The sequence below is a fragment of the Micromonospora sp. NPDC003776 genome, assembly GCF_053605645.1.
Map to the genome: position 1 here is coordinate 1 of NZ_JBSGJR010000248.1, position 9437 is coordinate 9437.

Here is a 9437-nt window from a genome sequence, read left to right on the forward strand (position 1 = left end):
CGCTCGACCTGGCCCGCGACGGCACCCGCGCCGCCATCGACGCGGTGGTCAAGGAGGCCCGCGGGTACGACGACTGGAAGGCTGCCATCCCGGCGCTGCGCGCCGCCGTCGCCCCCTACGACACGGTGGGGGAGGAGTACCGCAGCCCCGGGCTCGGCGCCCGCCGCCCGAGCCGGCTGCACGCCATCGAGGAACTGCCGGTGGCGCTGGGCATGCTGGTGGTGGCCGGTGGCGAGTACCGCGCCGCGGTCCTCGGCTCGGTCAACTACGGCCGGGACGCCGACTCCACCGCCACCATGGCCGGCGCGATCGCCGGTGCGCTCGGCGGGGCTGCGGCCGTGCCCGCCGAGTGGTCGGACACCGTCGCCGCGGCGTCCCGCACCGACCTGATCGCACCGGCCCGGGTGCTCGCCGAGGTGGCCACCGAGGTCTTCCGACGCGACCGGGAGCGCTTCGCCCGCCGCGCCGAACGCTTCGGCGGCCTGACATGACCGGTTCGACCCTGCCGCCGGCCGGCGCCCCGGCGCGAGGGCTGCGGCTGACCTGGGTGCAGCCGGAGGACCTGCTGCCGCACGAGCTGGCCGCCAGCACCGACGAGGGCCGGGACGTCACCGACCTCGCCGCCCGGTGGACGGCGGCCGGTGGCGACGTCACCGCCCCGGTCAGCGGGGCGTCGGCGGTGCCGGCCGCCCCGCGGCTGCGGGCCCTCGCCGTGGAGCTGCTCGACGCCGCCGACGCCCTGCCGGTACCCGACCGCGAGTCCGAGCCGGGCGACCTGGCGGCCGTCCGGAAGAGCTGGCCGGACGCGTGGCAGCTGCCCACCGCCGTCGAGCGGGACCGGCTGCACGGCGCCTGGCTCGGCCGGGCCGCCGGCTGCCTGCTGGGCAAGCCGGTGGAGAAGATCCCCCGTCCCGGGATCCGGGAGATCCTCACCGCCACCGGCCGGTGGCCGCTGCGCGACTGGTTCACCGCGCAGGGGCTGCCGGCCGAGGTGGCCGCCCGCTGGCCGTGGAACCGGCGCAGCGCCCCGACCAGCCTGGCCGAGAACATCGCCGGCATGCCCGAGGACGACGACCTCAACTTCGCGCTGCTGGCCCTGCGCATCCTGGAGACCCACGGCCGCGACTTCACCAGCGCCGACGTCGCCCAGGCCTGGCTGGACTGGCTGCCCGCCGGACGGGTCTTCACCGCCGAGCGGGTCGCCTACCGCAATCTGCTGCTCGGCCTCACCCCGCCGGACACCGCCCACCGGCACAACCCGTTCCGGGAGTGGATCGGCGCGCAGATCCGCACCGACGTGTACGGCTGGACCAACCCCGGCCGCCCCGACCGGGCCGCCGAGGCCGCCTGGCGCGACGCCGCGGTCAGCCACGTCCGGGCCGGGGCGTACGGGGCGATCTGGGTGGCCGCCCTCGCCGCCGCGGCGCCCGTCGCCGGCAACGTCGACGAGGTGCTCGACGCGGGCGAGTCGGTGCTGCCCCCGGGCAGCCGGTTCACCGCCGCGATCCGGCAGGCCCGCGCCCTCGGCGCCGGCAGCGACGACTGGGAGAGCATCGTGGACACCCTCTACGCCCGGCACGGGCACCTGCACTGGGTGCACGTGCGCAACAACGCCGCCCTGGTCGCGGCGGCCCTGGCGTACGGGCGGGGCGACTTCGACCGGTCCATCTGCGCCGTGGTGAGCGGCGGCTGGGACACCGACTCCAACGGCGCCACGGTCGGCGCGGTCACCGGCGCGCTCACCGGCGCGAACGGCCTGCCCGGCCGCTGGGTCGCCCCGCTGCGCAACCGCCTGGCCAGCAGCATCGCCGGCTTCGACGGCATCGGCTTCGACGAGCTGGCGGACCGTACCCTCGCCCTGGCCCACGCCGGTGAAGCGCGATGAGCGCCCGCATCGTCGTGGTCGGCAGCGCCAACCTGGACCTGGTCGTCACCGCACCGCAGCTGCCCAAGCCGGGCGAGACGGTGCTCGGCGACGACTTCCGCACCGTGCCCGGCGGCAAGGGCGCCAACCAAGCGGTCGCCGCCGCCCGGGCCGGCGCGGACTGCGACTTCGTCGGCGCGGTCGGCGCCGACGAGTTCGGCACCCAACTGCGCGACAACCTGGTCGCCGCCGGCATCGACGTGCGTGGCCTGCGCAGCGTCGACGGGCCCTCCGGCGTCGCGCTGATCGCCGTCGACCACGCCGCGGAGAACTGCATCGTGGTCGCGCCCGGCGCCAACGCCACCCTGACCGGCCTCGACGACGCCGACCGGACCGCGATCGCCGCCGCCGACGTGCTGCTGCTGCAACTGGAGGTGCCGCTGGCCGCGGTCGCCGAGGCTGCCGCGGCCGCCCGGGACGGCGGCACGGCGGTGGTGCTCAACGCCGCCCCGGCCCGGCCCCTGCCGACCGAGCTGCTCGACCTGGTCGACGTGCTGGTGGTCAACGAGCACGAGGCCGCCGTCGTCGCCGGGGTGTTCACCGACGACCCCACCGCGCTGCTGGACACGCTGGTCACCATGGTGCCCCGGGTGGTGCTCACCCTCGGTGCGCGGGGCGCCGCGTACGCCGACCGGGACGGCACCCGGATCGAGGTGCCGGCGCCGAGGATCGAGGCCGTGGACACCACCGCCGCCGGCGACGCGTTCACCGGCGCCCTCGCGGTCGCTCTGGCCGAACGCGGCGGCCTCAGCGCCGCCACCGCCACCGCCGTGCTGCGCTGGGCGTGCGCCGCCGGCGCGGCCTGCGCCCAGCGACCCGGCGCCTCCACCGCCCTGCCCGAGCGGGCCGCCGTCGAGGCGCTCGCCGTCGCCACCTACGGAGGGGATGAGTGAGCTTCAACCCGTACGTGCCCCGGCCCATCGACCGGCCGACCGACGTGCCGCTCGGCGCGCACGCCGACCTGACCACCCTGGACGAGGCGAAGATCTTCGCCGCCCCGGACGATCCGGCGGACTGGCCCGCCTGGCGGGAGCAGCTGACCCGGTGGCGGGCGGATGCCCGGACCCGGCTCGGCTACACCGGCGCGCACTACGACGAGATCGCCGGGGACTGCTTCACCGTCTGCCTCGCCTGGCTCTGGGACGAGACCCTCTACGACCACGACCGGGGCGCGTTCACCGTCGAGGCGTTCCTCGAGGCGGCGCGGCGCGACTTCGGCGGCTTCGACGGCATCGTGCTGTGGCACGCCTACCCGGTGATCGGGCTGGACGAGCGCAACCAGTTCGACTGGTACCGCGACGTGCCCGAGCTGCCCGAGGTGGTGCGCACGTTCCAGGCCCACGGGGTGCGGGTGTTCGTCGACTACAACCCGTGGGACACCGGCACCCGGCGGGAGGCCGGCGCCGACGCCGAGGAGGTCGCCGCGCTGGCAGCCACCCTGGGCGTGGACGGGGTATTCCTGGACACCCTCAAGGAGGGCGCCGGTGAGCTGCGCAAGGGCCTCGACGCCGTACGCCCCGGCCTGGTCCTGGAGGGAGAGAGCCGGGTGCCGCTGGCCCGGATCGCCGACCACGCCATGTCCTGGGCGCAGTGGTTCGCCGACTCGGACACCCCCGGCGTGCTGCGGGCCAAGTGGTTCGAACGCCGGCACATCCTGCACCACACCCGCCGCTGGCACCGCAGCCACCTGGACGAGCTGCACTCGGCCTGGCTCAACGGCTGCGGGGTGCTGGTCTGGGAGAGCGTCTTCGGCGTCTGGGTTGGCTGGAGCGAGCGGGACCGGGCCGTGCTGCGCGCCATGCGCCGGGTGCAGGGCAGCCACGCCGCGTGGCTGCGGTCGGAGGACTGGGTCCCGCTCGCCGACCACCCCGGCACCGGCGAGGTGTACGCGTCCCGCTGGACGCACGAGGACCGGCCGCTCTGGACGGTGGTCAACCGCGGCGCCGACCACGACGGGCCCTGGCTGGTCACCGACCCCCGCCCGGAGCGCTTCGTCGACCTGGTCACCGGCGCCGAGCTGACCGTCACCGAACTCGAGGACGGCCGGGTCGCGGTGGGCGGACCGCTGCCCGCCGGGGCGATCGCCGCCGTGGTCGCCACCGACGTCCCGGTGGCCCGGCACCCCGCCCCGACCGGCGACCCCTCCTTCCCGGCCCGCGCCGCCGTCCGGGCCCGCACCCCGTGGGCGCGGCTGGCCGCCCTGCCCGAGGGCATGGCGACGGTCGAGGCCGGCCGGTACGAGCTGACCGTCCACCACCGGGTCCGGGAGACCGGCCTGTACGGCGAGGCGCCCTACGTGGACGAGTGGAAGCCGCTGCCGCCCCGGCTGCACCACACCGGCGCCCTGCACCGCACCGTCCCGCTCGGCCGCTTCGCCATCGCCACCCACGAGGTCACCCACGGCCAGTACGCCCGCTTCCTCGCCGCCACCGGCTACCGGCCGGTGCGACCGGAACGGTTCACCGCCGGCCAGGGCCCCGCGGACGCCCCGGTCACCGGGGTGGACCTCGCCGACGCCCGCGCGTACGCGGACTGGGCGGGAATGCGGCTGCCGACGGAGGACGAGTGGCAGGTGGCCGCCGAGGCGGGGCTGCTCGTCCGGCGGGAACCCCTGGTGTGGAACCTGACCGAAAGTGAACACACCGACGGGCGGACCCGGTTCGTCATCCTCAAGGGCGGCTGCGCGTACCGGGCGGAGGGCTCCGACTGGTACCTCGACGGCGGCCCGCAACCCGCCGACGTATCGGTGAAGCTGCTGCTCACCGGCGCCGGCCTCACCCGCTCCACCTCCATCGGCTTCCGCTGCGCCGCCGACCTGCCGGGGGAGACGCGATGAGCGCACCACTGCACGGGATCAAGGTCATCGACCTGGCGACCCTCTTCGCCGGCCCGCTCGCCGCCGCGTTCCTCGGTGACTTCGGCGCCGACGTGATCAAGGTGGAGCACCCGGCCAAGCCCGACCCGTCCCGCGGCCACGGCCCGGCCAAGGAGGGCGTCGGCCTGTGGTGGAAGGTGCTCGGCCGCAACAAGCGGACGGTCACCTGCAACCTCTCCGACCCGGAGGGCGCGGCGCTGCTGCGCCGGCTGCTCGCCGACGCCGACGTGCTGGTGGAGAACTTCCGCCCCGGCACGCTGGAACGCTGGGGCCTGGGCCCGGACGAGCTGCACGAGGTCAACCCGCGGCTGGTCATCGCCCGGATCAGCGGCTTCGGCCAGGTCGGCCCGTACGCGCCCCGGCCCGGGTTCGGCACCCTCGCCGAGGCGATGAGCGGCTTCGCCGCCGCCACCGGGGAACCCGACGGGCCGCCGACCCTGCCCCCGTTCGGCCTGGCCGACTCGGTGACCGCGCTGGCCGCCGCGTACGCGGTCATGCTGGCCCTGCGCGGCCGGGACCTGACCGGCCGTGGCCAGGTGGTCGACCTGGCCATCATCGAACCCATCATGGCGATGCTCGGCCCGCAGATCACCTGGTACGACCAGCTCGGCTACGTGCAGCCCCGGCTGGGCAACCGGTCCAACAACAACGCCCCCCGCAACACCTACCGTTGTGCGGACGGGCGGTGGGTCGCGGTGTCGACCAGCGCGCAGAGCATCGCCGAGCGGGTGATGCGCCTGGTCGGCCGTCCCGAACTGGTCGACGAGCCGTGGTTCGCCACCGGCAGCGGGCGGGCCGCGCACGCCGACGAACTCGACAAGGCGGTCGGCGCCTGGGTGGCCCAGCGCGGCCGGGACGAGGTGGTCGCCGCGTTCGAGGCGGCCCAGGCCGCCGTCGCCCCGGTCTACGACGTGCGCGACATCCTCGCCGATCCGCAGTACGCCGCGCTCGGCACCGTGGTCACCGTGCCCGACGAGGAGCTGGGCGAGGTCCGGATGCAGAACGTCCCGTTCCGGATGTCCGCCAGCCCGGGAGAGATCCGGCACGCCGGCCGCCGGCACGGCCAGGACACCGACGCGGTCTACCGGGCGCTGGGGCTGACCGACGAGGAGTTGGCCGCGCTGCGCGAGCGGGGCGCGATCTGATGCTGCTGACCTGGCTCTACGTGCCCGGCGACCGGCCCGACCGGTTCGCCAAGGCGATCGCCTCGGGCGCCGACTCGGTGATCCTCGACCTGGAGGACGCCGTGGTCGCCGGGCGCAAGGCGTACGCCCGGGACGCCGTCGCCGAGTTCCTCGCCGACCCGCAACCGGTGCCGGTGCAGGTCCGGGTGAACGAGCTGACCGGCCCGGACGTCGACGCCGACCTGACCGCCGTCGCCGGGACACCCGGCCTCGCCGGGCTGCGACTGCCCAAGGTGGAGTCCGCCGCCGACGTCGCCGCGGTCGCCGCCCGGGTGGACACCCCGCTGCACCCGCTGATCGAGTCGGCGGTGGGGCTGGAGTCCGCGTACCCGATCGCCGGCGCGCACCCGGCGGTCGCGTCGCTGGGGCTCGGCGAGGCGGACCTCCGCTCCGACCTGGGGGTCGCTGCCGACGAGGGCCTGCTCTGGGCCCGCGGCCGCATCGTGGTGGCGGCCCGCGCGGCCGGCCTGCCCCCGCCGGCCATGTCGGTGTACGCGAACGTCGCCGACCTGGACGGGCTGGCCGCCTCCTGCGCGGCCGGGCGGCGGCTCGGCTTCCTCGGCCGGACGGCCATCCACCCGCGCCAGCTCCCGGTGATCGTCGAGGCGTTCCGCCCGGCCGACCGGGAGGTGGCGGCGGCCCGGGAGCTGCTCGCCGCGGTCAGCGAGGCGCAGACGCGAGACTCCGGCACGGTGGTGCTGCCGGACGGCCGCTTCGCGGACCGGGCCATGGTCGCGGCGGCGCGCCGGGTGGTGGACGTCGCGGCCCGCTACGCCGCCTGACCCCGGCTCGCGCCGATCCCTACCTGGCGGCCGGGAAGACCAGCCGTACCGCCAGCCGACGCGGCCGACAGTCGCAGGTGTGGCTTACCCTGCGAAGGTTCCCGGTCGGTCCACGGGCCGCCCGGGGCTCTCGACGACCGGCGGAAGGTGCAGCGGTGGAGGTACCAGGCCGGTGGCGGCCGGAGCCGACGACCGGCCGCCCGGTGCGGCTGACCGCGCCGGCGGCCGCGCCCACGAGGTCACGGCTGGAGGTGGGGCGCACCGCGTTCGCCTCGCCCACCGCCGGCTGGGCGTGTCTCGGTGGACCGATCGACCACGTGCTGATGCACACCGATGACGGCGGCACGACGTGGCATCCGCGCCTGTCCTGGCGCGGACAGCAGCCCGGCCCCCTCACCGCCTTCGACGCCGATCGGGCGGCCGTGATCCTCGGGCTGTGGCCACCGCACACCGAGGTCAACGGCCGCCCCGTCGACGCGGACGGCCCGGTCGCGCTGGCCGCCGGTACGGACGACGGCGGCGTCACCTGGACGCTGAGCCCGCCGCTGAATCCGCACGGATTCACGGGGACGTGCCACTTCCTCGCCCCGCACCGGCTTCGGCTGCCGTCCCGACCGCCGCGCTACGACGAACCCTGGCGGCTGGCCGGCACCGATGACAGCGGCGCGACCTGGACGCCGACCGCGGGCCCCGACGGGCTTCCCATCCTCCAGGCGGCCTTCACCACGGACCTCGACGGCCTGCTCGTCACCATCGACCGCCGGCGCGCCGACATCCTGTGGACCACCCGCGACGGCGGCGAGACCTGGACCCGTACCCCGCTACCCGCGCCACCCGCGGTGCCCGCCCACGCCACGACCTGGCTGATTCCCGTGGTCCAGCCGGGCTGCCCGGCCCTGCTGCTCCTGCGCGCCGAACGGCACAACCAGGCCCCCGCACCCTGGGCCGGCACCTACGCCTACCTCGACGTCGGCGGATCCTGGGCCGGGCCGTACCGGCTGCCGATGACTCCCAGCGGGCTGGACATCGGCGTGGCCGGCCCGGACGGGCGGTTCTGGGCGGCCGCCGGGCACGAGCTCTGGGACGCCGACGACCTGGCCGGACCGTGGCGGCACCGCACCGTGCCGCTGCGCGCCGAGCACCTGCGGGCCGAGCCCTGGGACCCGACCCTGGCCCCCGTGCCCACCACCGAGGTCGTCGCCGACCTCGCCCCGGTCGGCGCCGGGGTGCTCTGGTTGACCAGTACGCAGGGCGCGGGCCTGGGCGGTGTACCGAGCGGGCGGCTGTTCCGCAGCGACGACGACGGCGACACCTGGACCGAGCTGAGCGTCGGCTGACGCCGGTCGGGCGGGTCCGATGTGCTGGCGGCCACCGATGCGGTGACGGAAGGGACCTCCGTGAGCCGGCCCTACGAGGCGCGGGCCGCTGCGGTCGACCTCGGCGCCCGCTACGCGCCTGGCCGCCGGACAATCCGGGTGACATCCCGACGACCACCGCCTTATCCTCGGCGCGGCTCGACCACGGGGGAGGACCGGACATGAAGCTGGGGGAGGCGTTGGCGGATCGCGCCGACGCGGTGCGACGGATCGAGCAGTTGCGGACGCGGATCGTGGCCAGTGCCCGCTACCAGGAAGGCGAGGCCCCGGCCGAGGACGCCCAGCAGTTGCTCACCGAACTCGACGACGTGCTGGACAGGCTCGAAACGCTGATCTGCAGGATCAACCGCACGAACGCCGCCGTGCGGGTGGAGACGATCGGTACCCTCACCGACGCGCTCGCTCGGCGGGACGTACTCCGGATGCGGCACGCGGCGATCAGCGCCGCCGCCGACGCGGCTGCCGGCGGTGGTCGCGGCCCGGCACTGCGCCAGCTCCGGTCGGAGCTGCGGATGCTCGCCGCCCTGCCGGTGGCGGACCTGCGGGCCTGCGCCGACGGGCTCGCGCGGGAGCTGCGGGAACTGGACGTGCTGATACAGCGGACGAACTGGGAGGCCGACCTGCTGGACTGAGCGATGTGGAGCAGGTAGCCGTCGCGGAGGCGTGCACACCACGGCCGGCTGTAACCCGGCCAACCTTCCTGGCGCGCGATGGGCAGCGCGGGGGTTCGACTCCCCGACAGCATTAGGCAGCCCCGCACCCGGGCACAGGTAACGGCGCACGACGCACCGAAGATCACCACGTGCAGATCCACGACGGCGAGGGTGGGCTCGGGGCACTTCACATCTTCGATCGGCAGGCGGGCCCGCGCGGCTCATTACGCCACCGCGACCACCCGTCCCGGCGCCGAGTCCACACAACCCAGCAGGAAGTCGGCCAGGTCGGCGCGGGACAGCCGCAGCCCACCGCGTACATTGCGGTCGACCGCGGTGCGGTACGTGCCGGTGTGCGGCCCGTCGGTGAGCCGGGGCGGGCGCACCAGCGTCCAGTCGAGCCCGCTGCCTCGGACGAGCTCCTCGGTCCGGCGCATGTCGGCGAACGAGTGGCGCAGCAGGGTGGACAGCAGCGGCTTGAGCAGGAACCGGACCAGCGGCCCGTCGCCCTCGGTGGTGTGCCCGGCGGCGGTGACCACGACCAGGCGGCGTACCCCGGTCGCCCGCATCGCCGCCACGATGCCGGCGGTGGCGTCGCTGCGGACAGTGGTCGGGCCACGGACCGCGCCGGGGCCGATCAGCG

9 protein-coding genes are annotated in these 9437 nt (G+C 75.8%); 8 read left to right on the plus strand and 1 reads right to left on the minus strand.

All coding sequences use genetic code 11. The features are described from left to right. The 8 genes from ACWEVO_RS20120 to ACWEVO_RS20155 all read left to right on the plus strand — a co-directional run. Positions 1 to 491, plus strand: a 491-nt coding sequence (locus ACWEVO_RS20120) for an ADP-ribosylglycohydrolase family protein (protein ID WP_452309052.1), incomplete at its 5' end; no start/stop codon positions are given. Next, entirely contained in the window at positions 488 to 1885 is a 1398-nt protein-coding gene (locus tag ACWEVO_RS20125) for an ADP-ribosylglycohydrolase family protein (RefSeq protein ID WP_452309053.1), read from the plus strand. The genes ACWEVO_RS20120 and ACWEVO_RS20125, both read left to right, overlap by 4 nt. Beyond that, positions 1882 to 2817 carry a ribokinase gene (locus ACWEVO_RS20130; protein ID WP_452309054.1) on the plus strand — a complete coding sequence of 312 codons (936 nt, stop codon included), beginning with the start codon at positions 1882 to 1884 and terminating at the stop codon, positions 2815 to 2817. Before ACWEVO_RS20125 ends, ACWEVO_RS20130 begins: the two co-directional genes overlap by 4 nt. Further along, entirely contained in the window at positions 2814 to 4760 is a 1947-nt protein-coding gene (locus ACWEVO_RS20135; protein WP_452309055.1) for an SUMF1/EgtB/PvdO family nonheme iron enzyme, read from the plus strand. Before ACWEVO_RS20130 ends, ACWEVO_RS20135 begins: the two co-directional genes overlap by 4 nt. Continuing rightward, positions 4757 to 5944 carry a CaiB/BaiF CoA transferase family protein gene (locus ACWEVO_RS20140; protein ID WP_452309056.1) on the plus strand — a complete coding sequence of 396 codons (1188 nt, stop codon included), beginning with the start codon at positions 4757 to 4759 and terminating at the stop codon, positions 5942 to 5944. The genes ACWEVO_RS20135 and ACWEVO_RS20140 overlap by 4 nt, the downstream gene beginning before the upstream one ends. Continuing rightward, positions 5944 to 6765, plus strand: coding sequence for an HpcH/HpaI aldolase/citrate lyase family protein (locus tag ACWEVO_RS20145; protein WP_452309057.1), 822 nt, complete (start codon positions 5944 to 5946; stop codon positions 6763 to 6765). Before ACWEVO_RS20140 ends, ACWEVO_RS20145 begins: the two co-directional genes overlap by 1 nt. A gap of 155 nt (positions 6766 to 6920) precedes the next feature. Further along, positions 6921 to 8102: a hypothetical protein gene (locus ACWEVO_RS20150; RefSeq protein ID WP_452309058.1), complete on the plus strand. Its 1182-nt coding sequence runs from the start codon at positions 6921 to 6923 to the stop codon at positions 8100 to 8102. Positions 8103 to 8302: 200 nt separating this feature from the next. Then, positions 8303 to 8773, plus strand: a complete 471-nt coding sequence (locus ACWEVO_RS20155; protein ID WP_452309059.1) for a DIP1984 family protein — start codon at positions 8303 to 8305, stop codon at positions 8771 to 8773. 245 nt (positions 8774 to 9018) lie between these two features. Here the strand turns inward: ACWEVO_RS20155 and ACWEVO_RS20160 are convergent. After that, on the minus strand, positions 9019 to 9437 hold a 419-nt coding region (locus ACWEVO_RS20160; protein ID WP_452309060.1), incomplete at its 5' end, for an NAD(P)-dependent oxidoreductase.

Coding starts and splice junctions, on each gene's coding strand:
- ACWEVO_RS20125 (WP_452309053.1), top strand. CDS start 488: ATGACCGGTTCGACCCTGCCGCCGGCCGGCGCCCCGGCGCGAGGGCTG.
- ACWEVO_RS20130 (WP_452309054.1), top strand. CDS start 1,882: ATGAGCGCCCGCATCGTCGTGGTCGGCAGCGCCAACCTGGACCTGGTC.
- ACWEVO_RS20140 (WP_452309056.1), top strand. CDS start 4,757: ATGAGCGCACCACTGCACGGGATCAAGGTCATCGACCTGGCGACCCTC.
- ACWEVO_RS20145 (WP_452309057.1), top strand. CDS start 5,944: ATGCTGCTGACCTGGCTCTACGTGCCCGGCGACCGGCCCGACCGGTTC.
- ACWEVO_RS20155 (WP_452309059.1), top strand. CDS start 8,303: ATGAAGCTGGGGGAGGCGTTGGCGGATCGCGCCGACGCGGTGCGACGG.